General features: G+C 71.1%; 25 protein-coding genes and 1 pseudogene. 19 read left to right on the top strand and 7 right to left on the bottom strand.

The window, feature by feature from the left end:
- Positions 1-73: 73 nt before the first annotated feature.
- On the top strand, positions 74-838 hold the full coding sequence (locus tag ABT008_RS21835; protein ID WP_350698055.1) for an ABC transporter ATP-binding protein: 765 nt from the start codon (positions 74-76) through the stop codon (positions 836-838).
- Positions 823-2,511 carry an ABC transporter permease gene (locus ABT008_RS21830; protein WP_350698054.1) on the top strand — a complete coding sequence of 563 codons (1,689 nt, stop codon included), beginning with the start codon at positions 823-825 and terminating at the stop codon, positions 2,509-2,511. Before ABT008_RS21835 ends, ABT008_RS21830 begins: the two co-directional genes overlap by 16 nt.
- On the opposite strand, the gene ABT008_RS21825 is transcribed toward ABT008_RS21830, so the two are convergent.
- From ABT008_RS21825 to ABT008_RS21815, 3 genes are all read right to left on the bottom strand, one after another.
- Positions 2,495-3,415, bottom strand: a complete 921-nt coding sequence (locus ABT008_RS21825) for an endonuclease domain-containing protein (RefSeq protein ID WP_350698053.1) — start codon at positions 3,413-3,415, stop codon at positions 2,495-2,497. The genes ABT008_RS21830 and ABT008_RS21825 overlap by 17 nt on opposite strands.
- 310 nt (positions 3,416-3,725) lie before the next feature.
- Complete coding sequence (locus ABT008_RS21820; RefSeq protein ID WP_350698052.1) at positions 3,726-3,932, bottom strand: DUF397 domain-containing protein; 207 nt, start codon at positions 3,930-3,932, stop codon at positions 3,726-3,728.
- A complete protein-coding gene (locus tag ABT008_RS21815; protein WP_350698051.1) occupies positions 3,929-4,729 on the bottom strand; it encodes a helix-turn-helix domain-containing protein in 801 nt (266 codons plus the stop codon). Before ABT008_RS21815 ends, ABT008_RS21820 begins: the two co-directional genes overlap by 4 nt.
- A 529-nt stretch (positions 4,730-5,258) precedes the next feature.
- On the opposite strand from ABT008_RS21815, the gene ABT008_RS21810 reads away from it, so the two are divergent.
- The 12 genes from ABT008_RS21810 to ABT008_RS21755 all read left to right on the top strand — a co-directional run bounded on the left by ABT008_RS21810 (position 5,259) and on the right by ABT008_RS21755 (position 17,257).
- On the top strand, positions 5,259-6,026 hold the full coding sequence (locus ABT008_RS21810) for a flavin reductase family protein (protein ID WP_350698109.1): 768 nt from the start codon (positions 5,259-5,261) through the stop codon (positions 6,024-6,026).
- A 189-nt stretch (positions 6,027-6,215) separates the two neighbouring features.
- Positions 6,216-6,569: a DUF485 domain-containing protein gene (locus tag ABT008_RS21805; RefSeq protein ID WP_502890481.1), complete on the top strand. Its 354-nt coding sequence runs from the start codon at positions 6,216-6,218 to the stop codon at positions 6,567-6,569.
- 5 nt (positions 6,570-6,574) lie between these two features.
- Positions 6,575-8,242 (top strand): monocarboxylic acid transporter, encoded by a 1,668-nt coding sequence (locus ABT008_RS21800; protein WP_350698108.1) that lies wholly within the window; start codon positions 6,575-6,577, stop codon positions 8,240-8,242.
- Between the two features lie 74 nt (positions 8,243-8,316).
- The gene (locus ABT008_RS21795) at positions 8,317-9,291 is read left to right on the top strand and encodes an NAD-dependent epimerase/dehydratase family protein (RefSeq protein ID WP_350698050.1); all 975 of its coding nucleotides are present in this window, start codon (positions 8,317-8,319) and stop codon (positions 9,289-9,291) included.
- A 68-nt stretch (positions 9,292-9,359) separates the two neighbouring features.
- Entirely contained in the window at positions 9,360-10,580 is a 1,221-nt protein-coding gene (locus ABT008_RS21790) for an LCP family protein (RefSeq protein ID WP_350698049.1), read from the top strand.
- Positions 10,581-10,815: 235 nt separating this feature from the next.
- Positions 10,816-12,006: an LCP family protein gene (locus ABT008_RS21785; protein WP_350698048.1), complete on the top strand. Its 1,191-nt coding sequence runs from the start codon at positions 10,816-10,818 to the stop codon at positions 12,004-12,006.
- A 190-nt stretch (positions 12,007-12,196) separates the two neighbouring features.
- Positions 12,197-13,138, top strand: a complete 942-nt coding sequence (locus ABT008_RS21780) for an LCP family protein (protein WP_502890480.1) — start codon at positions 12,197-12,199, stop codon at positions 13,136-13,138.
- Positions 13,139-13,186: 48 nt separating this feature from the next.
- Complete coding sequence (locus ABT008_RS21775; protein WP_350698047.1) at positions 13,187-13,522, top strand: rhodanese-like domain-containing protein; 336 nt, start codon at positions 13,187-13,189, stop codon at positions 13,520-13,522.
- Positions 13,523-13,527: 5 nt separating this feature from the next.
- Positions 13,528-14,319 (top strand): glycerophosphodiester phosphodiesterase, encoded by a 792-nt coding sequence (locus ABT008_RS21770; RefSeq protein ID WP_350698046.1) that lies wholly within the window; start codon positions 13,528-13,530, stop codon positions 14,317-14,319.
- 51 nt (positions 14,320-14,370) lie between these two features.
- Positions 14,371-15,828, top strand: coding sequence for a PAS domain-containing sensor histidine kinase (locus ABT008_RS21765; RefSeq protein ID WP_350698045.1), 1,458 nt, complete (start codon positions 14,371-14,373; stop codon positions 15,826-15,828).
- A 68-nt stretch (positions 15,829-15,896) separates the two neighbouring features.
- On the top strand, positions 15,897-16,310 hold the full coding sequence (locus ABT008_RS21760) for an ATP-binding protein (protein ID WP_502890479.1): 414 nt from the start codon (positions 15,897-15,899) through the stop codon (positions 16,308-16,310).
- 59 nt (positions 16,311-16,369) lie between these two features.
- Positions 16,370-17,257: a DUF5926 family protein gene (locus ABT008_RS21755; protein WP_350698043.1), complete on the top strand. Its 888-nt coding sequence runs from the start codon at positions 16,370-16,372 to the stop codon at positions 17,255-17,257.
- 65 nt (positions 17,258-17,322) lie between these two features.
- On the opposite strand, the gene ABT008_RS21750 is transcribed toward ABT008_RS21755, so the two are convergent.
- Positions 17,323-18,522 carry an arginine deiminase gene (locus ABT008_RS21750; protein WP_350698042.1) on the bottom strand — a complete coding sequence of 400 codons (1,200 nt, stop codon included), beginning with the start codon at positions 18,520-18,522 and terminating at the stop codon, positions 17,323-17,325.
- Positions 18,523-18,685: 163 nt separating this feature from the next.
- Here ABT008_RS21750 and ABT008_RS21745 point away from each other — a divergent pair, with 163 nt between their 5' ends.
- The 4 genes and pseudogenes from ABT008_RS21745 (at position 18,686) to pheA (ending at position 21,800) form a co-directional block, all read left to right on the top strand.
- Positions 18,686-19,426 carry a hypothetical protein gene (locus ABT008_RS21745; RefSeq protein ID WP_350698041.1) on the top strand — a complete coding sequence of 247 codons (741 nt, stop codon included), beginning with the start codon at positions 18,686-18,688 and terminating at the stop codon, positions 19,424-19,426.
- Positions 19,427-19,592: 166 nt separating this feature from the next.
- Positions 19,593-20,051 (top strand): PAS domain-containing protein, encoded by a 459-nt coding sequence (locus tag ABT008_RS21740; RefSeq protein WP_350698040.1) that lies wholly within the window; start codon positions 19,593-19,595, stop codon positions 20,049-20,051.
- 53 nt (positions 20,052-20,104) lie between these two features.
- Positions 20,105-20,725, top strand: a pseudogene (locus ABT008_RS21735) (hypothetical protein); the annotation flags it as partial.
- Positions 20,726-20,843: 118 nt separating this feature from the next.
- Positions 20,844-21,800 (top strand): prephenate dehydratase, encoded by a 957-nt coding sequence (gene pheA, locus ABT008_RS21730; protein ID WP_350698106.1) that lies wholly within the window; start codon positions 20,844-20,846, stop codon positions 21,798-21,800.
- Positions 21,801-21,810: 10 nt separating this feature from the next.
- Here pheA and ABT008_RS21725 read toward each other — a convergent pair whose 3' ends face one another.
- From ABT008_RS21725 to ABT008_RS21715, 3 genes are all read right to left on the bottom strand, one after another.
- On the bottom strand, positions 21,811-22,527 hold the full coding sequence (locus tag ABT008_RS21725) for an AIM24 family protein (protein ID WP_350698039.1): 717 nt from the start codon (positions 22,525-22,527) through the stop codon (positions 21,811-21,813).
- 66 nt (positions 22,528-22,593) lie between these two features.
- Positions 22,594-22,932: a metallopeptidase family protein gene (locus ABT008_RS21720; protein WP_350698105.1), complete on the bottom strand. Its 339-nt coding sequence runs from the start codon at positions 22,930-22,932 to the stop codon at positions 22,594-22,596.
- 107 nt (positions 22,933-23,039) lie between these two features.
- Complete coding sequence (locus ABT008_RS21715; protein WP_350698038.1) at positions 23,040-23,471, bottom strand: OsmC family protein; 432 nt, start codon at positions 23,469-23,471, stop codon at positions 23,040-23,042.
- 159 nt (positions 23,472-23,630) lie between these two features.
- Here ABT008_RS21715 and ABT008_RS21710 point away from each other — a divergent pair, with 159 nt between their 5' ends.
- Positions 23,631-24,377, top strand: coding sequence for a hypothetical protein (locus tag ABT008_RS21710; protein WP_350698037.1), 747 nt, complete (start codon positions 23,631-23,633; stop codon positions 24,375-24,377).
- Positions 24,378-24,490: the final 113 nt, after the last annotated feature.

Below are 24,490 nucleotides of genomic sequence, written 5' to 3'. Positions count from 1 at the left end.
CGACTCGCGGATGAGCCGCGAATCGTCCTCCGGTCGGTCGGTGCACTGGTCAGGACCGGATACGGTCGGGCTCATGACTGGTGAGCACCCGGCGCTGGCGCTGCGCGGCCTGGCGAAGAGGTTCGACAGCAAGATCGCGGTAGCCGGCGTGGATCTGGACGTGCCCGCCGGCTCGTTCTACGGCCTGCTCGGCCCGAACGGCGCGGGCAAGACCACCACGCTGTCGATGGCGGTCGGGCTGCTGCGACCCGACGCGGGCGGCGCCCAGGTGCTCGGGCACGACGTGTGGGCCGATCCGGTCACCGCGAAGCGGCTGCTCGGCGTGATGCCGGACGGCGTACGCCTCTTCGACCGGCTCAGCGGGTCCGAGCTGCTGGCGTACCACGGTCTGCTGCGCGGCATGGACCCGGCGGTGGTCGACCAGCGCGCCGGTGAACTGCTCGACGTGCTCGCCCTGGCCGACGCCGGCCGCACCCTGGTGGTGGACTACTCGGCGGGTATGAAGAAGAAAATCGGCCTGGCCTGCGCGCTGCTGCACGGGCCGCGACTGCTGGTGCTGGACGAGCCGTTCGAGGCGGTCGACCCGGTCTCGGCCGCGTTGATCCGCGACATCCTGCAGCGGTACGTGACCGGCGGCGGCACGGTGGTCTTCTCCAGTCACGTGATGGAGGTCGTGCAGCGGCTCTGCACCCACGTGGCGATCCTCGCCGAGGGCACCATCAAGCGGGTCGGCACGCTGGAGCAGGTACGCGGCGAGCGCTCGTTGGAGGAGGTCTTCGTCGAGGTAGTCGGCGGGCGTACCGCCACCGGTGAGGAGCTGGCGTGGCTGTCTCAGTGACCGCCCCGGCCAAGCCGGTACGGGCCGTCTCGGCCCGGCACTTCGTCCGGCTCAAGCTGCGGGTGATGCTCAACAACTTCCGTGGGCAGAGCTGGCGGGTCGCGCTGTTCCTGATCGGGTCGCTGTTCGGACTCTGGATCGCGGTGGGCGCCTTCTTCGGCATGGCCGCCCCCGGACTGGCCGGCGAGGGCAAGTACGCCCTGCTGATCGCCGCGCTCGCCGGCAGCCTCACCGTGCTCGGTTGGCTGCTGCTGCCGCTGGTCTTCTTCGGCGTCGACGAGACGCTCGACCCGGCCCGCTTCGCGCTGCTACCGCTGCCCCGCCGCACCCTGGTCAAGGGGCTTTTCGCGGCGGCGCTGGTGAGCGTACCGGCGATCGCCACCCTGGTGGCGTTCTCCGGCCTGGTCGTCACCGCCGGTGTCTTCGGCGGCTGGTCCGCCGCCGTGGTGGCCGCGATCGGGGTCGTCCTGGGGCTGCTCGTCTGCGTCGCCGGCGCACGGGCGGTGACCAGCGCGTTCGCCACCATGCTCCGCTCCCGGCGGGTCCGTGACCTGGCCGCCGTCCTGCTGGCGGTGTTGGCCGCGATGCTGGGGCCGCTGCAGATCGCGGGGGTGGCCGCGCTCGGCGAGGTCGACTGGGACCGGTTCGTCCCGGTGGCAACCGTGCTCGGCTGGACCCCGCTGGGCGCACCGTTCACGGCCGGCATCGACCTGGCCCAGGGCCGGGTATGGGCCGCCCCGCTGAAGCTGGCGATCGCCGTGCTCACCATCCTCGCGCTGCTGGCGTGGTGGTCGCGGTCGCTGGAGTCGGCGATGGTGGGTGCGGCGAACAGCGGACCGGGCCGGGTCCAGGCGGGACCGACCGGCGGCGCTGTCGCCCAGTTGTTCCCCCGCGTGGCCGGCTGGCTGCGCCGGGACCAGTTCGGCGCGTTGGTCGCCCGGGAGGCCCGCTACTGGTGGCGGGACGCCCGGAGGCGGGCCAACCTGATCACCATCGCGGTGGTCGGTCTCTTCGTGCCGGTCATGGTCAACTTCGGCGCGCAGAGCTTCGCCTTCGACAGTGATCAGGGCTTCAGCGTCGGCGACTCGTCACCGGTGCTGGTCAGCGTCTCCATGCTCTTCGTCGGGCTGCTCGCCGCGGTCACCCTGGCCAACCAGTTCGGGTTCGACGGCAGCGCGTACGCCGCCAACGTGGTGGCCGGCGTACCCGGTCGGCAGGAACTGCTCGCCCGGATGACCGCTTTCTCGCTCTATGTGCTGCCGATGCTGGCCGTGGTCGCGGTGGTGATCGCCCTGGTCCTCGGTGAGCCGGCGTGGATCGGGTTCATGGCGGGCGCACTGGTCGCCACGTACGGCGTCGGGCTGGCCGTCAACTCGTTCATCTCGGTGCTCGGCGCGTACTCGCTGCCGGAGACGAGCAACCCGTTCGCGATGAACAGCGGCGCCAGTGTGGTCAAGAGTCTGCTGACGCTGCTGTCGATGGTCGTCACCGCCGTGCTCGGCGTACCGATGGTGGTGGCCGCCGCGCTGCTCGGCGACACCTGGCTCTGGCTGGGCCTGCCGCTCGGAGTGGCGTACGGCGTGGGTGCTGCGCTGCTCGGCGCGTACCTGGCCGGCGACACCCTGGACCGCCGCCAGCCCGAACTGCTGGCCACGGTCACCCCGCGCCGCTGAACGACGGTGGGACGTGCCCCCGGGAGCGAAGGGCGGCCTGGACCTCGGCGACGAAGCCCGCGAAGTCCTCACGGAGGCGCTTCGCGGTGACGTGCAGGATGATCCAGTCGCGGCCGACCAGTCGGTTGAGCCGCCTGCGGTCCGAGTGGAACTGCTCCGGGTCGGCGTGCCAGAGCCCGTCGTACTCCACCGCCACCCGATAGTCCGGCCAGGCAAGATCGAGACGAGCGACGAAACGGCCCTGGTCCGACACGACCCACTGGGTACGAGGCCGGGGCAGCCCGGCCAGCACCAGCCGCACCCGAGTCCGTGATTCCTGGGGCGACTCGGCGCCAGCGTCCGCGAGGTCGACCGCCCGGAGCATCGCCCGCCAGCCACGGCGACCCGCCCTCGCGAGCGCGTACCCGCGTAGCGCGGACACGTCGGTGAGTCTGCGTGCCAACAGCGCGTCGATGACCACCACCGCCTCCACCAGGTCGAGCCAGAGTGCCAGGTCCCAGCAGGTACGCACGGGGGACGTGACAGCCGTGCCCGCGCGATCGAGGACGTCCCCCGGGTCGATGGGCCCGCGATGGATGCGCAGACCAGCGATGACACCGACGCGTACGTCACGCGGGACGACGACGTCCACCGGCTCGTCGGGGGCGACCTGGGCGCACCCAAAGAGTGCCGCAGCGGATCGACCGGCGATCGCCCCGGCCGACGGGATCAGCCACCGGCCGGCAGCGGTGCACCTGGTCCGGTGGGTGACGGGCAGTTGGGCGTCGGCGTACACGTCCCGAAAGAGCGGACGCCAGGCGGAACTGCGGAGATCGTTGCGGGTGAGCAGGCCACTTGTGACCGCGTGAGACCCACGGAAGACGCGCCCCCGCAACTGCGGAGGCCGACGAGGCGATCTGGACATGCCATCGACGATTGCAGTCACCACACCCCGCGCGCTGCCCCTGTGGATAACGCGGCCACCCGTGCCGCCGCCTGTCGGCGGCCCCGCACGATCACGGGCGGCCCGCACGATCACGGGACGGCGCATGATCACGGGCGGCCCGCATGATCACGGGCGGCCCGCAAGATCGTGCTCGATGCAGGGATCGAGTGGTTACCGCGCAATGACGAGACCACTCGATCCCTGGATCGAGCGTGATCTTTCCGAGTGGGTCGCACACCGCGCGCGACCGGTCCGCCGGGTGTGCCGCAGACCCCCGGCAGGGGGTCGGTCAGCAGGCAGCGGGGGTCGATGCTTCTCGGGCGAGGTCGAGGAAGGTCCGCCAGGCGGTCGGCGCGAAGGTGAGCGACGGGCCGGAACGATCCTTGCTGTCCCGCACCAGCACCACCCCGGGCAGGTTGTCCGCCACCTCGACGCAGTTGCCGCCGGAGTCGGTCGAGCGAGTTGACGTGCGCCAGCGAGGTCCAGCAGCGTTCATGGCGTGACCTTCAGCTTTCGGATCAGGTCCAGCGAGGTGCTCGTGGACAGTGCTTCGCCGAGCAGGCTATCCCACTTCCGGTCCATCAGACGGACCGTCTCGGGGTCGTTGACCACGTGCCCGCGAGCGGCATTTTCCAGGTAGATCGCCTGCTCACCGTCGGCTAGCTCAACCAGCACGAATCCGCCACCAAACCCAACGTGCGCACCGACGCTGTTCGCGATGATGTGCAACCGAACGTGCGGCAGTTGCACCTCCTCCAACAGCCGGCCGAGCTGCACGTCGAGCACTGCCGGGCCACCGACCGGCCGCCGCACCGCCGTCTCGTCGAGCAGGAACACGCACTGCGGTGGGTCTTCCTGCCGCAGCAGTTGCTCGCGCAACACCTGCTGTCGTTCCATTCGGACGGCCACCAACTCGTCCACCATCGCTGGTGGCTGTAGTCCGCCGGCCGAGATGACGGCTCGGGCGTACTCCTCGGTCTGGAGCAGGCCCGGCACCAGACAGGGCTCGAATGCGCGCAGCCTGGTCGCCTCCTGCTCGTAGCCGCGCCATGCCGCGAACCAGGAGGGACCGCGTTCCCGGTCGGCCTCCTTGAGGAGTTCGGCGAGTAGGCCATCGGTTTGCAGCACCTCGTCGGAGGCCACGGCGAATTCCATCGTCGGTCGGCGGCGGCCGGTCTCGATGGCGGCGATCAGCGACGGGCTCCACTTGATCAGAGTGGCAAGACCCTCCTGGGAGACGCCGGCGGCGGCACGGGCGGCCTTCAACGCCCTGATCCACATCTCGAAGTTCATCACTCACCCATCCGGTAAGTACGCGAACGCGCCGAGTAGTAACCGCTGGCATCCTCCCCTGCAACGAGCGCGGAGTCCAGGGTGGAATCGCGCGGCCCGGCCGGTGGAGGCGACGACCCGGCGGCCGGTCCTGCGTCGGGTCGCCCCGGTCATTCCCCCGGCCGGGGCGACCCCCTCACCGAAGGAGGCCACCTGATGTACCACGTGTTCCGCAGGTGCCGGAACGCCGTGCTGCGGGCGTACCGCCGCTCGACACCCGAGGCACACCCGGGTGCCAGCCGACCGCGACCCGAGCCACGGCCGCACGCCAACCCTCCGGCACCCGAACGTCCGGCGATTCAGCCTCCGAGCTGGGCTTCCTGGCCGACGATCGCCGAGCCCCGACCCGGCCGAGCCGGCTGGCTCACTCCCGCGCAGAGATGGCGGGCGAACGGGGGCCGCTGGTGACCCGGTCCCCTGCCGCGCCGGAGAGGCCAGCCCGGCACGGACGGTCGGGTCGACCGTGAGCCGCCTCGTGCCGCACCTGCCGATGCGCCCGCTCTGGCGCTGTCGAGCGTGCGGGGCGCACTGGCCCTGCCAGCCCGCCCGCCTCTCGCTGCTGGTCGAGTACCGCGAGGATCGGACCGCGCTCCTGGTGTATCTCGGACTGCTGATGACGGAAGCCCACGCCCAGCTCAGCCAGCTCAACGGGCAGCTTCACCACACCGACCTGCACGACCGGTTCCTGACCTGGGCAAGGGCCCGTGAACCGGCCGGGCGGGTCACAATGTTTCACGTGAATCATCAGCCGGGTGCCCAGATCCACCACACCGATCCGTTCGCCGTGCCGGCGGGCGACCGTTCGCCCGTACGCCGTTTCCGGGGTCGATTGGCCGCACCGGTGACGCTCTGGACCGCACCCGGGCCGGCCGGGCTGACCGTCTCCTCCACGCTGGTGGCCGAGGGCGAGCCGGACCGACTGCTCGGCCTGATCGACGCCGAGTCCGACCTGTGGGCGGCGGTCGAGGAGGCCGGTCGGTTCGCGGTCGCGCCGCTCGGCCCGCCGCACCGGCAGCTCGCCGACCGGTTCGCCGGCCTGTTCCCGTCGCCGGGTGGCCTGTTCGCCACCGGCGACTGGACCGAGACGCCCTACGGGCTGGTGCCCGCCGACGCCGGCGGGTGGGCGGGGTGCCGGCTCGACAGCGCAAGGGAGTACGGCTGGAGCCTGCTCGTCGAGGCGACGGTCGAGCAGGTGGAGCTCGGCGACGACATCGCGCCGCTGCTGCACCACCGGGGTCGCTACCGCGAACTGGGCTGACCGCAACCGGCGGACGAACCTGGACGGATCTCACCTACCGCTCAACGGAGTGAGCTGGGTCACTCGGCGCAGCGATGCTGCCGTTCGGCGCAGCCGTCGACCGGCACCGATCTCAGCCTTTTCCGGCGGGGAGTGCGCTTCTTACCGTGCGCGAAACTCCTGACGCCTGTGAAGGTGGTGATCCACAAGATGTCCACGGACACACCCGCGACCGCGCCGACCGATTCGACGCCGCAGCGGTACCTCGCGGTCCAACGGTCGGACGAATTCGCCGGACTGCGCCGCGCGCTGCGCGGATTCGTCTTCCCGATGACCATCGCGTTCTTCCTGTGGTACTCGCTCTACGTGATCCTCTCGGCGTACGCGCGAGACTTCATGGGCACGCGCCTGTTCGGCAGCAACATCAACATTGCGCTGGTCTTCGGCCTGCTCCAGTTCGTCTCGACCTTCCTCATCGCCTGGCTCTACAGCCGGTACGCCGACCGGAAGATCGACCCGGTGGCCGACAAGATCCGTGAAGAGCTGACCGGAGGTGAGTCGTGACCACGATGATCCTCGCGGTCGAGGCGGGCAACACGACGGCCCGGAACCTGACCATCGTGCTCTTCCTGGCCTTCGTGGCCGCCACCCTGGGCATCACGATCTGGGCCAGCCGGCAGACCAAGACCGCCACCGACTTCTACGCGGGCGGCCGGTCGTTCTCCGGCTTCCAGAACGGCATGGCGATCGGCGGCGACTACATGTCCGCCGCGTCCTTCCTGGGCATCGCCGGCATCATCGCCCTCTACGGCTACGACGGCTTCCTCTATTCGATCGGCTTCCTGGTGGCCTGGCTGGTGGCGCTGCTGCTGGTCGCGGAGCTGCTGCGGAACTCCGGCCGGTACACGATGGCCGACGTCCTGGCCTTCCGGATGCGGCAGCGTCCGGTGCGTACCGCGGCGGCGGTCTCCACCATCACCGTGTCGATCTTCTATCTGCTGGCCCAGATGGTCGGTGCGGGCGCTCTGGTGGCGCTGCTGCTCGGCATCCGCCCCGGCACCACCTTCCTGGGCATGGACGCCAGCACCGCCAAGGTGGCGACCATCATCCTGGTCGGCGCACTCATGATCATCTACGTCACCGTGGGTGGCATGAAGGGCACCACCTACGTGCAGATCGTCAAGGCGTTCCTGCTGATGGGCGGCGCGCTGTTGATGACCCTGCTGGTGCTGGCGAAGTACAAGTTCAACCTGTCCTCCCTGCTGGGTGACGCGGCGGCGAGTTCCGGCCAGGGCACCGCGTTCCTGGAACCCGGGCTGCGGTACGGCGTCGAGGTAGCCGGCAACGCGACACAGACCTTCTACAACAAGGTCGACCTGCTCTCCCTCGGCATCGCCCTGGTGCTCGGCACCGCCGGCCTGCCGCACATCCTGATCCGCTTCTACACCGTGCCGACGGCGAAGGCGGCCCGCAAGAGCGTGCTCTGGGCGATCGGCATCATCGGCTCGTTCTATCTGCTCACTCTGGCCCTCGGCTTCGGTGCGGCGGCGCTGGTGGGTGGTGACGCCATCCGGGAGCAGGACGCGGCCGGCAACACCGCCGCGCCACAGCTCGCCGAGGCGCTCGGGATCGACTTCTTCGGCGGCGATCTGGGCGGTGCGGCGATGCTGGCGATCATCGCGGCGGTCGCCTTCGCCACCATCCTCGCGGTGGTCGCCGGATTGACCCTGGCGTCGTCGTCCAGCCTGGCGCACGACTTCTACGCCAACGTCATCAAGCGGGGCAACACGTCGGAGCGCCAGGAGGTACGCGTCGCCCGGATCTCCGCGTTGGTGATCGGCGCGGCCGCCATCGCCCTGTCGATCTTCGCGCAGAACCTGAACGTGGCGTTCCTGGTGGCACTGGCCTTCGCGGTCGCCGCCTCCGGCAACCTGCCGGCGATCCTCTACAGCCTGTTCTGGAAGCGGTTCAACACCTCGGGCGCAGTGTGGGCGATCTACGGCGGTCTGCTGGCGGCCGTACTGCTGGTCTTCTTCTCGCCGGTGGTCTCCGGAGCTCCGACGGCGATGTTCCCGGACCACGACTGGCAGTGGTTCCCGCTGTCCAACCCGGGCATCCTGTCGATTCCGTTCGGCTTCCTCTGCGGCTGGATCGGCACGATGATCTCGAAGGAGAGCGACGAGGACAAGTACGCCGAGCTGGAGGTGCGTTCGCTGACCGGCGCCGGCGCGCACTGACGATCGAGTGTTAGTAGGGGTCCCCTGTACTACGCGAGGCGTTAGCAGGGGACCCCTCCTTTACTCTGGTCGGCGTGAAGGTTGAGCAGCGTTTTGGTCCCGGTCACCGCATCCTGGTCACCGGCGGTGCCGGTTTCGTCCCGTCGCACCTGGTGGATTCCCTGATCGGTCGCGGTTGCACGGTGGTCGCACTGGACAACTTCGTCACCGGGTCGAAGGAGAACGTCGCCCATCTGCTCGACGAACCGTCCTTCACTCTGGTGGAGGCGGACGTCTCCGACGGGCTGCCGGATCATCCCGCGCTGGCCGAGCGGTTCGACGCGATCCTGCACATGGCGTCCCCGGCGAGCCCGACGGACTTCGAGAAGCTGCCGGTGGAGATCCTGCGGGTGGGCTCGGTCGCCACTCTGCACCTGCTGGAGCGCGCCGCCGCCGATGGTGCCCGGTTCCTGCTGGCCTCGACCTCCGAGGCGTACGGCGACCCGAAGGAGCACCCGCAGCGGGAGACGTACTGGGGCAACGTCAACCCGATCGGCATCCGCAGCGTGTACGACGAGGCCAAGCGCTTCTCCGAGGCCGCGACGATGGCGTACCGGCGCAGTCGGGGCGTGGACACCGCGATCGTGCGGATCTTCAACACGTACGGTCCGAGGATGCGGCCGGACGACGGGCGGGCCATCCCGACCTTCATCTCCCAGGCGCTGCGCGGTGAGTCGATCACCGTGCACGGCACCGGCAACCAGACCCGCTCGATCTGCTACGTGGCGGACCTCGTCCGGGGCATCCTGCTGCTGCTCGACTCGACCGAGAGCGGGCCGGTCAACTGCGGCACCGAGCACGAGATGAGCATGCGGCAACTGGCCGAGACCATCGTGTCGCTCTGCGAGAGCAAGTCCGAGGTGACCTACGTCACGCGCAGTGCCGACGATCCGGAGATGCGCCGTCCCGATCTGACCCTCGCCCGCGAGGTCCTCGGGTACGAGCCCTCCGTCGCGCCCGAAGTCGGCCTGCGACGCACGATCGACTACTTCCGCGAGCGGATCGGGTAGCACCGGGGCCGGCACCGGCCGGGTTTCACGACGGGCGACAGTGGCGGGGCCTGCGTACCCTGAGTTACATGTCAGCCACCAACTCCGCCGCACTGCCGGCCCTCCACCTGCACCGCAGCGCCGGGCGCGCGGCGGTACCGGCCGGCTCGGGCCGGGGCGGACGCGCTGCCCGAGCGAACGAGACCAGCCGGTTCCCGGCGTACGACGAGGCACCCGGTGGGCCGGGCGGCCCGCGTGGCCCGGTGGGGCCGGGCGGGCCCGGCGGTCCACCGCCGCCTCGTGGCCGCCGCCCGCGGTGGGGCCGGATCGCCCTGCTGACCGGTGTCGTGGTGTTGGTGCTGGCGCTGCTCGGCGGCGTCGGCGCCTGGTTCTACGCCCGCAGCCTGGACAACAACCTGGCCCGCACCGACCCGTTCTCGGAGATCACCGGCGGACGGCCGGCGAAGGCGGTGGACGGTGCGCTCAACATCCTGATGGTGGGCACCGACTCGCGGGATCCGGACGCGCCGATGGACCAGGCCGGTGAGTGGCGCGCCGACACGATCATCGTCATGCACATCCCCGCCGACCACCAGGAGGCGTACCTCGTCTCCATCCCCCGCGACCTGTACGTGCCGATCCCGGAGAGCGCCGCCTCCGACTGCGACTCCGGCCAGCGTCGCAAGATCAATGCGGCGTTCGCGTTCGGCGGCCTGCCGCTGGCGGTACGCACCGTCGAGTGCTTCACCGACGTGCACATCGACCACGTCATGGCGATCGACTTCGGGGGCTTCAAGCAGGTCACCGACGCGCTCGGCGGCGTCGAGCTGGAGGTCGAGCGGACCATCACCTCGATCCACAAGCCGTACCGGAAGTTCACCAAGGGCACCAACCAGATGAACGGCACCGAGGCGCTGGACTGGATCCGGCAGCGCAAGCAGTTCCCGGACGGCGACTTCGCCCGGATGCGTCACCAGCAGGAGTTCCTGCGGGCGCTGATGGACAAGGCGGCGAGCAGCGGCACGCTGACCAACCCGAAGAAGCTCAACGCGTTCCTCCGGTCGGTCACCGACGCGGTCACGGTCGACCAGGGTTTCTCGCTGACCGACATGGCGGTGCAGTTCCGCAACCTGCGGGGCGAGAACCTGACGTTCGTCACCAGCCCGCACCTGGGCAGCCAGACCATCAACGGCGAGTCGGTGGTCGTCTCCGACCGGGAGAACGCCCTGGCCATGTACCGCGCGATGTCCGGCGACACGATGGCCGACTGGGTCAAGGCCAACAAGGAGTCGCGGGCCGGTAACGGCTGATCACGCCACCGGCCGACAGTCGGGCTTCTCGCTCACCGCGCGTGACCGGGAAGCCCGATTTGCGCTGTGAAGTTCCTGGGAGCCAATAGTCGATCGTCCATTTTGTTCTGCCCGTTTGTCCATTTCCCCAGGATGACGTGGCGGAGAACGGTAACTGAGCGTCAGACGAACTCGCCACGGCGGGATTGCGTCCGTAAAGTGTTCCCGCCCCCCACATTCACGAGCTGGAGCACGCATGCCGGTTCAGAGCCCCTCCTTGCTCGATCCGCCTGGCGCATCGAACCCTTCGCCCTCCTCAGCCGGCAAGAAATCCGGCAAGAGCGGCAAGAAGGGGCGCACCCGGCGGAAGGACCCTCTGTGGGCCCGGATCACCCTGGTCTTCGGTGCCGTGCTGATGATGACCAGCGGCCTCGCCATCGTCGGCAGCAAGGCCGTGATCGGCCAGGCCACCGGCAACATCTCGCAGCGCAACCTGCTCGGCGAGGCGGGCAAGACGGTGGACGAGGGCGGCAACAACCTGGAAGGCCCGATCGACATGCTGCTGCTGGGCGTGGACGCCCGGGAGCGGTGGGCCGCCGACGACGTACGCGCGGACAGCATCATCGTGCTGCACATCCCGGCCACCCACGACCAGGCGTACCTGATCTCGATCCCCCGGGACACCGAGGCCCGCATCCCGGCCTTCCCCAAGACCGACTTCCCGGGCGGCACCGACAAGATCAACGCGGCGTTCCAGGCCGGCGCCCGTAACGGCGGCGGCTGGGAGGGCGGCGCCCAGTTGATGGCCCAGACCATCAAGGGCATGACCGGCGTCGGCTTCGACGGCGCGGCGATCATCAACTTCGGTGGCTTCAAGAACGTCATCGACGCCCTCGGCTCGGTGCGCATCTGCCCGAAGCAGGAGGTCAAGTCGGCCCACATGTCGTACGTGGACGGCAAGGTGATGTGGAACGCGGACGCCAAGAAGACCGGCAAGCAGCGGACCCCGGTGGTGCACAAGAAGGGCTGCCAGGAGATGGAGGGCTGGGCCGCGCTGGACTTCTCCCGGCAGCGCTACGGCCTGGCCAACAGCGACTACGACCGCCAGCAGAACCAGCAGCAACTGATCAAGGCGATGGCGAAGAAGGCCAGCCAGAGCGGCACGCTGACCAACCCGCTCAAGCTCAAGGAGCTGATCGAGGCGGCCGGTAAGGCGTTCATCCTGGACACCGGCGGCGTCTCGGTGGAGGACTTCGTCTTCACCATGCGCGGGGTCACCGGCAACGAGCTGATCATGCTGAAGACCAACGGCGGCACGTTCAACGGCACGGACAGCGGCCGGGAAGCGCTCAGCGAGCAGACCCTGGACATGTTCCACGCGGTCAAGCAGGACAAGCTGGCCGAGTTCGTGTTCTACAACCCCGAGGTGATCTCCAGCCGGAAGTGACCGGCGGGAGGACCCGGAAACCGCCGTCACGCCGCCATCACCGTCCGTAGTCTGACATGAAGAAGATTCATGTCAGACGGACGGGGAGGACGTCACGGCCAGGAGGGCACGCGACGGCGGACGACGGGCAACGGGCGGAGGCTCCGGGCACCCGCGTTGGCCACGCGTACTGCTGGGGATCGGGCTGGCGGTGGTGCTGCTGGCCACGGTCGCCGTGGTCGGCCTCCGGGTGCTCGCCGACCGGTACGAGCGCACCATGACCCGGGCCGAACTGCTCGACCCGAGCGCCCGCGCCGACCGCACCGACCGGGACGGCCCGCTCAACTACCTGCTCGTCGGCTCGGACCGCCGCCCCGACGACACCGGCCCGGAACAGCGCACCGACACCATCCTGATGGTGCACGTACCGGCCGGGCTGCGCGAGGGCTACCTGGTCTCCGTACCGCGTGACCTGCTGGTCGACATCCCGCCCGGGTCCGGCTACCCGGGCGGGGAGGACAAGGTCAACGCCGCCTACGAGTACGGCGGCGGCGGTGAGGCCGGCGCCCGGCTGCTCTCGGCCACCCTGTCCCGGCTCACCGGCATCCGCTTCGACGGCGCCGCCCTGGTCGACTTCGCCGGTCTGCGCAGCGTCATCGACCTGCTCGGCGGGGTGAACATGTGCGTACGCACCGAGGTGCGCTCGATCCACACCGACCGGGTCTTCTCGCCCGGCTGCCAGCGGATGGACGGCGCCCAGGCGCTGGACTACGTACGCCAGCGCTACGACCTGCCCGGCGGCGACTACGACCGGCAGACCCACCAGCAGCAACTGCTGGGGGCGATGTTGCAACAGGCGGGGGAGACCCGGCTCCGGGAGAACCCGGTCCAGTTGCACCGGCTCATCGAGGCCGTCGGCGGCTCGCTGACCGTGGACACCAACGGCGTACCCGTGGAGGACCTGTTGCTGGCGCTGCGCGGCCTCTCCACCGACGCGCTGCGCGGCGTCCAGGTGCCGTCCTACCCGCAGACCATCGACCAGGTCTCCTACGTCGTGCTCGACAACGGCGGGGAGGGACTGTTCGAGGCGGTCCGGGGCACCCGGATGCCGCAGTGGGCAGGTGCCCATCCGCACTGGGTCACCCGGCTCTGACCCGCCGGTCTGGGCGATCGCCCCGACGGCCCTCTAGGCTTGGTAGCCGTGTTCGGATCCCACGTACCCACCATGACGGTGCCCGAGATCAACGACGAGACCTACCTGCTCGACGTCCGGGAGGACGACGAGTGGGAGGCAGGTCACGCACCCACCGCCCACCACCTGCCGATGATGGAACTGCCGGCGCGCATCGCCGAGGTGCCCGACGACCGGGACGTCGCGGTCATCTGCCGCTCCGGCGGACGGTCCGCCCAGGTGGTCGCCTACCTCATGCACAACGGCTGGGACCAGGTGCGCAACGTGGAGGGCGGGATGGGCGACTGGGAGGCGGCCGGACGACCGGTGGTCGACTCGAACGGCCAACCGGGCCGGGTCCTCTAACGGCCGTGCACACCCCGCTCGTCTTCGCGCACCGTGGCGCGTCGTACGACCTGCCGGAGCACACCCTCGCCGCCTACCTGCGCGCGCTCGACGAGGGCGCCGACGGGCTGGAGTGCGACGTCCGGCTGACCCGCGACGGCCACCTCGTCTGCGTGCACGACCGCCGACTGAACCGCACCAGCAACGGTCGCGGCCTGGTCAGCGCCCGTACCCTCGCCGAGCTGGAGGAACTGGACTTCGGCTCCTGGCACCCGGGCTGCGTACCGGCCGACGGGGACGAGGTGCTCGACGACTCGCGGACCCGGCTGCTGACCCTCGAACGGCTGCTGGAGGCGGTCCTCGCCGCCGGGCGGCCGGTGCGGCTGCTGGTGGAGACCAAGCACCCGTCCCGCTACGGCGGCGACGTGGAGCGCCGGCTGGTCGCCCTGCTGCGCCGGTACGGCCTGACCGAACCGCGCCCCGACGACCAGGTACGCGTGACGGTGATGTCCTTCTCCCCGCTGGCCGTACGCCGGATGCGGGCGTTGGCCCCGGGGCTGCCGACCGTGCTGCTGCTGGAGGTGCTGCCCCGCTGGCTGCGCCTGGGCCGGCTGCCGTTCGGTGTCGGCATCGCCGGTCCCGGGATCGGCCTGGTCCGGGCCCGCCCGGCGCTGGTGCCGTCGCTGCGGGCCGCCGGCAACCAGGTCTACGTCTGGACCGTGAACGAGCCGGCGGACCTGGATCTCGTGCTGGCCGCCGAGGTGGACGGCGTGATCACCGACCGCCCGGCGCAGACGCTGGCCCGGATGAGGGGATAACCGACCGTCGGGGGTGCCGAAGAAGGTGAACGGAGGTGCACACTCGGGGACATGACGGACCGTACCGATTACTCGGCTCTCATCGCCGGGCACACCGTCGTCATCGAGATGATCAACTCGGGGGACGCGGGCCTTCCGGTACTGACCCAGCTACTGCGGGTGGCGCAACCGGCACTCGGTGCCGCCGGCATGGCCTTCGTCGAGTTCGCTCCCAGCGGCGGTCGGGTGATCGCCGCCACCGGTGCCGCCGAGTGGACCATCGGGCGTCCCCTGCCACCCAGCGACCCGATCACCGCCTGCCTGCTCGCCGGCCCCCGGGTGCAGTGCGTACGGACCGACCGGCTCGGCAGTCAGCTCGCCGACGAGCTGACCGATCGCGGCCTGCGCCGGATGGTCGCCTCCCGGGCGGAGATCGGCGGGCACGCCGTCGGCAGCCTCCAAGCCCTGTACCGGGCCGGGGACGACGAGCCCGGCCCGGAGCAGCGGGGCGTGGTCGGATTCCTGGGCGCCTGCATCGCGCACATGTACGGCGACCAGAGCGGCCTGCCGGTACACGGCGACGGCCCGGTGGTGGCGGCGCTCGCCGACGGGCTGGCGGTCGTCGACCGGGACGCCCACGTACGCCTCTGGAACCCGGCCGCCGCCGACGTCACCGGCCGGTCCGCAGCCGAGGCGATCAACAAGCCGCTGCCCTTCCCGGTGCCCCCGTCCGGGCAGGTCCTCGACCACCGCCTGCCGGACGGACGCTGGCTGCGGGTCACCTCGGGTGAGCTGCCCGGTCCGGGCGCGCTGCGGGTGGTCACCTTCCGGGACATCACCGACCAGCAACGGCACGACCACGAGCGGGACCTCTTCGTCGCGGTGACCAGTCACGAGCTGCGCACGCCGGTGACCGTCATCAAGGGGTACGCCGACACGCTCAACAACCACTGGGATTCGCTGAGCGACGCCGACCGGCGCCAGGCCGCGCAGGTCATCGGCCAGCGCGCCAACGAGCTGGCCCGGCTGCTCGACCGGCTGCTCTCCTCCGCCGCCGAGGCCTGGCCGGACGACGGGCCGGCGGTGCCGTTCGACCTCGGCGAGACGCTGCGCGGGGCGGTCGCCAACCTGCCCGGTGAGCTGCGTCGTCGGGCCACCCTCCAGTTCCCGGCCGACCTGCCCCGGGCGATCGGGCGCCGGCAGAGCCTGGTCACCGTGCTGACCGAGCTGGTCACCAACGCCGGCAAGTACTCCCCACCCGGCTCGCCGATCGAGGTGAGCGCGGCCTCGGACGGGCCGACCGTCTGCGTCCGGGTCAGCGACCGGGGCATCGGCGTACGCCCTGAGCACGTCGAACGGGCCTTCGACCGGTTCTGGCAGGGCGACTCGGGTGACAATCGTCGCTATCCCGGCACCGGACTCGGCCTCTATCTCGTCCGCCGGATCGTTGAACAGCAGAATGGATGGGTATTCCTCCGACCGAGAACCGGTGGAGGTACGGTCGCAGAGGTGCGGCTGCCCCGTAGGTGATCGTGGGGGTCACCGGGGCGGAAGAGGGGCGGGACGTGTCGACGGGAGCGGTCGAACGAGCGTGGTGTGTGGTCGTACCGCACCACGCCAGCGGTGCGCGCGCCGCCCGGCACCGCCTCGCCGCCGAGCTGGCCGAGGTCGTGTCCCCGGTGGTGCTCGCGGATCTCGTCGCGGTCCTGGCCGAGCTGGTCGGCAACGCCGTCCGGCACGCGGACCCGCTGCCGGGCGGAGTGGTCCGGGTGGCCTGGCGGTTGATGACGACCGACGACGGGGCGCACGTCCGGCTGCGGGTCACCGACGGCGGCGCTACCGGCACGCCCCGGATCCGTCCGGCGGACATCGACGCGGCCGACGGCCGGGGCCTACACATCGTCTCCGGCCTGGCGAGCCGCTGGGGGGTCGAACGGGACGGTCTGGGGCAGAGCGTCTGGGCCGAGTTCGACCCGGTCCCCGAGCGACCGGACCTTGTCGTCGCCGGCTGAGCCCGTGCAGGGCGGGTCCGGCCCCCGGCATCGCGCCCGGGCCTCTAGGCTGTGTCGCCGTGAGCAAGCGTCGAAAGAACCAGCGGGCCGCCGCGCCGACGACCCCGAAGCGGGAGAAGGTGCGGGACGTCTTCGTCCCCCGGCCCTTCGAAGGGCTGACCGACGAGCCGGAGTGGATCGCGCTGCGGGAACTGGTGCCCGCCGCCTCCGCACCGCTGCGGCTCACCCCCGAGCTGGTCGAGGAGTACGGCGACCGGCCGGTGACGCTGGCCACCGTGCTGCCGATGGCCGCCCCCGCGATGAGCCGCGCCGACGGGCAGGTGTTCGTCGGGCTCCAGCGGCACCAGCAGTCCGGTGACGTGTCCCGGGACCTGGCCGAGTCGCTGCTCTGCGCGCTGCGTACCGAGCCGGGCGCCCCGGTCCAGGTGCCGCCGCTGCCCGGCCCAGGTCCACGGCTACAGGACATCCTGGTCGACGGTCCGTTGACGGTCACCCTGCACGAGGGCTTCGAGTTCTGGTTGGTCCCCGAGGCCGTCGACGACCCGACCGTGCAGGCGTCCCTGGAGCGTGCCAACGCGGCGATCTACCCGACCGTACGCCTGGCGGCGGCCCGGTCGGCGTACTGGTGCCAGGTGCCGGAGAAGGCGCACGTGCGCTGGGTCCTGCCCGAGGCCGAGGATGCCGCGCTGGACGCGTTGGCCCGGCTGGGTGCGGCCGGCTCGCTGACTCTCGGCGAGGGGACCAAGTTCGCCGGCATGTTCCGCGCCCACGGCCGGCTGGTGCCGGTCTGGGATCTGCCCGAGGAGACCCCGGCCGCCGAGTGGGAGGCACCGGTCGCCGACTTCGCCAAGCGGTACGCCGAGGCGTTGACGGAGACCGAACCGCTCGACGCCGCCGCCCGCCGGTCCCGTCAGGGCCTGCTGGGTCGCCAGCTCACGCTGCGCTGAGCGTGCGCTTCTGGTGTTAGGAAGGGACCCCTACTCTACCGGAGACGTGAGAAGGGGACCCCTCCTTACTCGCGCAGCAGCGGGCACGACATGCAGCGCGGGCCGCCCCGACCCGACCCCAGCTCGGAGCCGGCGATCGGGATGAGTTCGATCCCGGCCCGTTCGAGCTGGGCATTGGTCTCCACGTTGCGTTCGTAGCCGACGCAGAGCCGGGGCGCGAGCGCCAGCGTGTTGTTGCCGTCGTCCCACTGCTCCCGCTCGGCGGTCACCGGGTCGAGCCCGGTGTCGATCACCCGGAGCTGGTCGAGGTCCATCGCGTCGGCGGCGGCCCGCAGGAACGGCGCCGGGCCGTCCACCCGGGGGTCGTCGCCGTCCGCCCCGGCGATCACCGTGTACGCCGACAGCGAGTGCGCGACGTTGGGGTACATCAGCACCGTGTCGACGTCGACCATGGTGCAGACCGTGTCCAGGTGCATGGTGGCCCGTTCCTGGGCGATCGGCACGACCAGGATGGTGTGCGCCAGCCCGGCCGCGAAGACCTGCCGGGCCAGCCGCTCGGCACCGGCCGGGGTGGTCCGCTCGCCCACCCCGACGGCGAGCACCCCGGGGGCGAGCAGCAGCACGTCGCCGCCTTCGAGGTGCTCCAGGTCGGGCCGGTAGACGTACTCGGTGCCGGCGAAGCGCGGATGGTGCCGGTAGATCGCGTCGGTCAGCGTGGTCTCCCGCCGCCGGGCCGGCATCGCCAGGCTGGTCACGCCGACCCGCCCGCCGATCCACAGTGACGAGTCGCGGGTGAACAACAGGTTCGGCAGGGGCGCGATGACGAAGTCGTGCCGGTCCATCAGCGTCCAGACCAGGCCCCCGCGCCGGTCACCGCCGAGCCGTAGCTCCTCGTGGGCGAGGCCGGCGACGAGGACACCGGCGAGCGCGGCCGGGTCGAGGTAGGTCAGGTGTGCGGCGACCCGGGCGCGCAGGGTGTCGCCGAGCCGGGGCGAGGCGAGGACCTGTTCGGTCAGTTCGGCGCGGGCCTCCGCCACGGCCAGGGTCTCGGTGAGCAGATCGGTGAGATAGAGCACCTCGACATCGCGCTCGCGCAGCGCGGCGGCGAAGGCGTCGTGCTCCTCCTGCGCGCGACCCACCCAGGGGATGGCGTCGAACAGCAGGGAGTCGTTGTTGCGCGGGGTCAGGCGGGCGAGTTCCGGCCCCGGCCGGTGCAGCAGCACGGTGCCGAGCCGACCGACCTCACTGTCCACGTAGTGGGTCACACCCGAAGCCTAGGGCAGGGTTTGGCGGCATCCGATAAAACAGCTGTGGGTGAATATGGCATTCATCCACAGTCATTCCGGCGTTCCGGCTTGCCGACTACCGGGACCCGCAACGTAGGGTAGTGAGAACGTAACTTCGAGGGACCTTTTGCCGGAGGTCGCGATGACTGTCTTCCCCGCTCGTCGAGCCGTACCGTCCGCCCGGGCGCTGCCGCAAGCGGCGGTGCCACACCCTCGGGTCGAGGCGCCGGGGGTGGTCGCGGCCCCGCGTCCGTCGCCCTTGGAGTGGGCCCGCCGACGTCGCGCCGAGCGGGGCGCTCGTCGGCTGGAGGCGGCCGGTGCCCGCGCGCTCGGTCAACTCGACCATCTCGGGCCCGCGTGGCACGTGATCGACTGGCCGCGCACGGACGCCGCGGACGCCCTGCTCGACGAGAGCGACGACAACCGGGCCGGGTTCCTCGCCATCGGCCCGAGCGGACTCTTCGCCGTCACCATCGCCGACCACGGCCGGGCCCGCGTCCTGGTCGCCGGTGACGTGGTGCAGATCAACGGCAAGCGCCCGCCGTACGTGGCCGAGGCCCGCCGCGACGCCCGGCGCGCCAGCAAGGCACTGACCAGCGCGGTCGGCCATCCGATCCCGGTGACGCCGGTGCTCACCTTCGTGGGCTCCGGCGTCATCAGCGTCTACGGCCTGCCCAAGGACTGTCTGATGGCCACCCACCGGGAGCTCGACCGGATGCTCGTCGCCGGTGGCAACCGGATCAGCCCGGCCACCGCCGAGAAGCTCTCCCGGGTGGCGCAGCACCCCGGGACGTGGATGAGCGGCGGCTATCCGCCAGCAGCCGACTACCGGTGGTACGAGGACGGCCGAATGGCCGCTGACAAGCCGGCCACCCGGCGGTAACGTCTGCGGCGACGCCACGCGGCCGGGCCCCTGCACTCCGCACCGGCCGGCCGCGCCGTCGCAGACCGGCAGCGATCAGCACCGATGGCGTGGATACCAGCGCGGTCAGCGGTGGCCGAGACGACCGGCTAGCGTGGACGTTCCGTCGGTGTGCATAGGAGGCGCGGTGGCCCACGTCGAACTCTCGCTCTCGGAAGTGTTCGTGCCCGACCCGGGAACACCGACAGAGCTGGGGTACGACAACATCGGCCGGTGGGCGGCCACTGTGTCCAGTGCCGACGAGCCCTGCCTGCTGATCGACGCCGAGAGCCGCGTGGTGGCCGTCTCCGCCGCCGGTTGTGATCTGCTCGGCCTCGGCACCCCCGAGGACGTCATCGGGCTGCCGCTGCTCGACGGCGGCCTGCGGTTGCTCGACTTCACCGCGTACCGGGGCGAGTTGGCCGAGCCGGACATCGACAAGATCCCGCCGCTGCTGGCGCTCGCCTCCGGCCGGATGGCCCGTGGCCTGTTACGGATCATGGCAACCACCGAGGGTGTCTCCGACGCGACCGTCGACGCCATCTCCACGCCGGTGCTCGCCGACGGGGCCGTCGCCGGCTCGCTCACCTTCTTCTCCGAGCTCTGACCCGGGCACCGCGTACCCGGCGGACCTTCACGTCGGCGGCGGATCCTCCTACCATGGGCTCGGCTCCGGCCGCCCCCGACGCTCACCCCTCATCGAGGATCATCCCCGTGTCGCCCACCCCGATCCGTCGTGCCGCCCCCGGCCGCCGGCCCGCCCGACCGGGCGCCCGCCGGAGCCGTACCCGGCTGCCCGCAGTGGCCGGGCTGGCCGTACTCCTGCTGGCCGGCTGTGGTGAACCGCCGGACCCGCGCGACGGGTCAACCCTGCCGACGCCGCCGCGCACCACGGCCGCGACCGGGTCGGCCACCCCGACACCACCGCCCTTCGGCGAACCGCCCAGCGCCGCACCGACCGTCGCGCCGACCGACGCCGGCCTGGTCGCGGTCGCCTGCCCCGGCCAACCGTCCCGGCAACGGATCGTCGACCTGGTCCGGGGCCGCGACGGGCTGCTCCCCCGCAACGCGCGGGTGCAGGTCACCAGGGGACCGCTCTGCGCCGCCGGCTGGCACTTCACCGGCATCGACGTCACCGGGTACGAGCCGCTCCAGGTGGTCACCCGGGACCAGGCCGGCGCCCTGCGGCTGGTCACCGCCGGCACCGACGTCTGCTCGGTCGAGGTACGCGTGGCCGCGCCGGTCGGGATCAGGACGCTGGCCTGCGGCGACGAGGGGTCGGTGCCGGTACCGGTGGCGCCCGTGCCCTCTCCGCCACCGGTGCCCACGCCGACGCCGTCCGGGCAGTCACCGACGCCATCGGCGTCCACACCCTCGGCGAGTGCGTAGGCTGTTCGCCATGCCGGGAACGCCGCCGACCCGTTTCGTCTACCTCGGGCCCGAGGGCACCTTCGCCGAGCAGGCGTTGCGTACCGTGCCCGCCGCGGAGCGGGGTAGCCGTACACCGGCCCGCAGCGTCGGCGAGGCCCTGGAGGCGGTCCGCACCGGAGAGGCCGACGCCGCGCTGGTACCGCTGGAGAACTCGATCGGCGGCGCGGTCGGGGTCACGTTGGACGAACTGGCCGAGGGCGAACCTCTGGTGATCACCCGCGAGGTGATCCTGCCGGTGCAGTTCGTGCTCGGCGCGCGCACGGGCACCCTGCTGCCGACCATCCGCAGCGTCGCCGCCCACCCGCAGGCGTCCACCCAGTGCCGGGGGTGGCTACGGGCACACCTGCCCGACGCGGTCGTGGTCGACGTGCTCTCCAACGGGGCGGCGGCGGCCGGCGCCGCCACCGGTGAGTACGACGCGGCGATCTGCGCACCCATCGGCGCGGCCCGGCACCGGCTCGCCGTGCTGGCCGACAAGATCGCCGACCATCCGGATGCGGTCACCCGGTTCGCGCTGCTCTCCCGCCCCGGCCCGCCTCCGCCGCCCACCGGCGACGACGTGACCTCGCTGGCGGTCTACATCGCCCACGACCGGGTGGGCGCGCTGCTGTCCGTGCTGATGGAGTTGGCCGTACGCGGGGTGAACCTGACCCGGATCGAGTCCCGACCGACCGGTGAGGCGCTGGGCCGGTACGTCTTCTTCCTCGACTGCACCGGCCACGTTGCCGACAACCGGCTCGGCGAGACCCTCCAGGGGCTGCGGCGGGTCTGCGCCGACGTCCGCTTCCTCGGTTCGTACCCCCGACACCGGTGGGACGGCACGGCCGGCGAACGGCCGGTGCCGGCCCCGGCGGGACTCTCCGACGCCGACTACACCGACGCCGCAGCCTGGCTCGCCCGGCTCCGTGCGGGCGAGCTGGGCTGACCGGCCGGGCTCAGCGGAACAGGCCGCCGAGCACCCCGCCCTGCTCCTGCTGACCGCTGCCCATGACCGGCGGCTCCTCGGACGGCTGGACGACGACGAAGCCGCGCCCGGCGAAACTCATCGTGTACGCCTCACCGGTGGTCCGCCCCAGCAGCGTGCCGAGCCCGAGCTGGTCGGCCCGGTGGTAGCCGGTCTGCAATCCCGCCGACCAACAGACGGCGGCCTGCGGGTCCACGTAGGTGGGTGCGTCGACGCTGAGCACGACCGGGGTGCCCCGGGTGGTGACCGCGATCCGGCCCTGACCGGAGAAGACGCAGTTGAACAGGCCGGTCGAGGCCATGCCCGCGCCGCCGACCATCTTGATGTCGTAGCTCAGCGTCGAGTCGAAGGCCAGCACGCTGGACCCGTTGATGGACAGGGCATCGCCCGGCTCCAGGTCGATGACGTGCACGTCCTTGGCGAAGTCGGCGAGGAAGACGTCGCCGTGACCGGTCAGCTTCATCAGCGGCACACCCTCGCCGGTGAGCTTCTGCTTGAGGAAGTTGCCGATACCACCGGAGCCGAGCGCCTGGAACTGCACCTGACCCTGGTACGCGACCATCGAGCCGACGCGGGCCATCGCCTCGCCGTTCAGCTCGATCTTCAACATCTTGGCGTTCTGCAGCCGCATACCGGGCTGCGCGGACTCCTTCTCCAGGTTCGCCGCTGAGAACAGCTCGCTACGCATGGGACCCTCCCGTACTCGCCGTGTCTGGCCGAGACGGTAGGGCAGCACCGCAAGAAGGCCGGCGGGTCAGCCCCAGCCGAGATCGTGCAGGCGGTCGTCGTCGATGCCGAAGTGGTGGGCGATCTCGTGCACCACGGTCACCGCCACCTCGTCGATGACGTCGTCATCGGTGTCACAGATCCGCAGGATCGGGTTGCGGTAGATCAGGATGCGGTCCGGCAGGACTCCGGCGTAGTCCCAGCCCCGGTCGGTCAACGCGTGTCCCTCGTAGAGGCCGAGCAGGTCCTCGCCGGGGGGCGGGTCGTCCTCGACCAGGATCACCACGTTGCTCATCAGCGCCAGCAGTTCCTCCGGAACCTCGTCCAGCGCTTCCCCCACCAACTCCTCGAACCGCTCGCGCTCCATCTCGACCGCCACGCCCTCATTGTTCCTCACCCGACGCGCGATCTCGCGCCTCCGAGGCCCCCGGACGGTGTGCGGAGTGCCGGAGGCGCGAGATCAGCGCGGGGTGGTCAGGAGGTGAGGCGGGCGGTGAGGGTGATCTCCGCGCCGGGCGACAGCAGGCGCGAGATCGGGCAGTTCTGCTTCGCGGTCTCGGCCAGCTTGGCGAACTGTGCCTCGTCGATGCCGGGGACGTCACCGACGGTGTCCAGCTCGATGCGGGTCACCGTCATTCCGGCGTCGGTCTTGTCCAGGTGCACCGTGGCGGTGGTCTCCACCGACGTGGCGGTGGTCCCGGCGTCGGCGAGCGCCTTGGAGAAGGCCATCGAGAAGCAGCCGGCGTGCGCGGCGCCGATCAACTCCTCGGGGTTGGTGCCCTCTCCCTCCTCGAAACGGGACTTGAAGGAGTAGTTCCCCTGCAACCCGCCCTTGCCGGTGCGGATCGTGCCGGAGCCCTCGGGAAGGTTGCCCTGCCAGCGTGCGGAAGCGGTACGGATAGGCATGTACCTGACGCTAGTCCACCCGACGCCGACAGGCGACCGACCAGCGAGGCTCGCCGCCGGGAACCCGACCTCACCGGCCGGCTGTGGAATGATTCACGCGGACCCGCCGACCTGGTCAGCGCCTTCCGTGGCGTCCAGGCTCCGAGGAGAGGGCGAACGATGACCAACGACCTCCCCATCCCTCGTCAGGACGAACGCGCCGACGGTGCCAGCGTCCTCGAATGGGGTGCGGCGGACGAGTCGGAGGGCGGAAGCCGCCTCCGGCGGGCCGTCGCCGGCCTCGGCCAGGACCACCGAGTACCGATGCTGCTGGCCGGACTGGGTGCGGCCGCCGCCGTCGCCTCGCTGCTCGGCGAGTGGGTGACCATGACCATCCCCACCGGTCCGGACCCCGCCAGTCCGCTGGAGGTGACCAACGGGGTCGCCGAGATCGGCGGCATGGGCACCGGCTACCTGGTCGGTCTCCTGGTGCTCGGTTGCGCGGTGGCGCTCGCGCTACGCGGCACCAGGGCGGCGCAGGTCAACGCCCGGATCGCCGGCCTGGCCCTCGCGGCCGGCATGATCGCGCTGCTCGCCGCCACCACGTCGTCGCTCGGCGACGCGACCCGTCGGAGCCTGATGTACTACTCCGGCGAGGAGAGCCTCCGCATCGAGCACGGGCGTGGCCTGTTCATGGCCTTCGCGGCCGTGCTGCTGTTCGCCGCCGCGCTCGTCCGGACCGCCCCCTCCGGGGCCGAGGTGCCGCCGAGCGGTGAGTCGGTCGGCCCCGACGACGCTTCCCCGGAGTCCACGTCCCGGCGTTCCCGGCGACGGTCCGAGCAGGTGGATCCGGACGAGGGACGTCCGCCGGCCGACATCACCGTCAGCCCGACGGTGCCCTTCGCCCGTGAGGCCCCGCCCGACTGAGGTGTAAGGAAGGGTCCCCTACTAACGCCTGGTGTATAGGAAGGGTCCCTTCCTAACATCTCAGCGCCGTGCCGCGCGCCGTGCGCCGCCCGCGCGCCGTGCGCCGCCCGCGC

The sequence above is a fragment of the Micromonospora sp. NPDC002389 genome, assembly GCF_040296095.1.
Taxonomy (GTDB): Bacteria; Actinomycetota; Actinomycetes; order Mycobacteriales; family Micromonosporaceae; genus Micromonospora.
The sequence above is the reverse complement of the archived record's forward strand: the minus strand, read 5'-3'. Positions and strand labels throughout refer to the sequence as shown.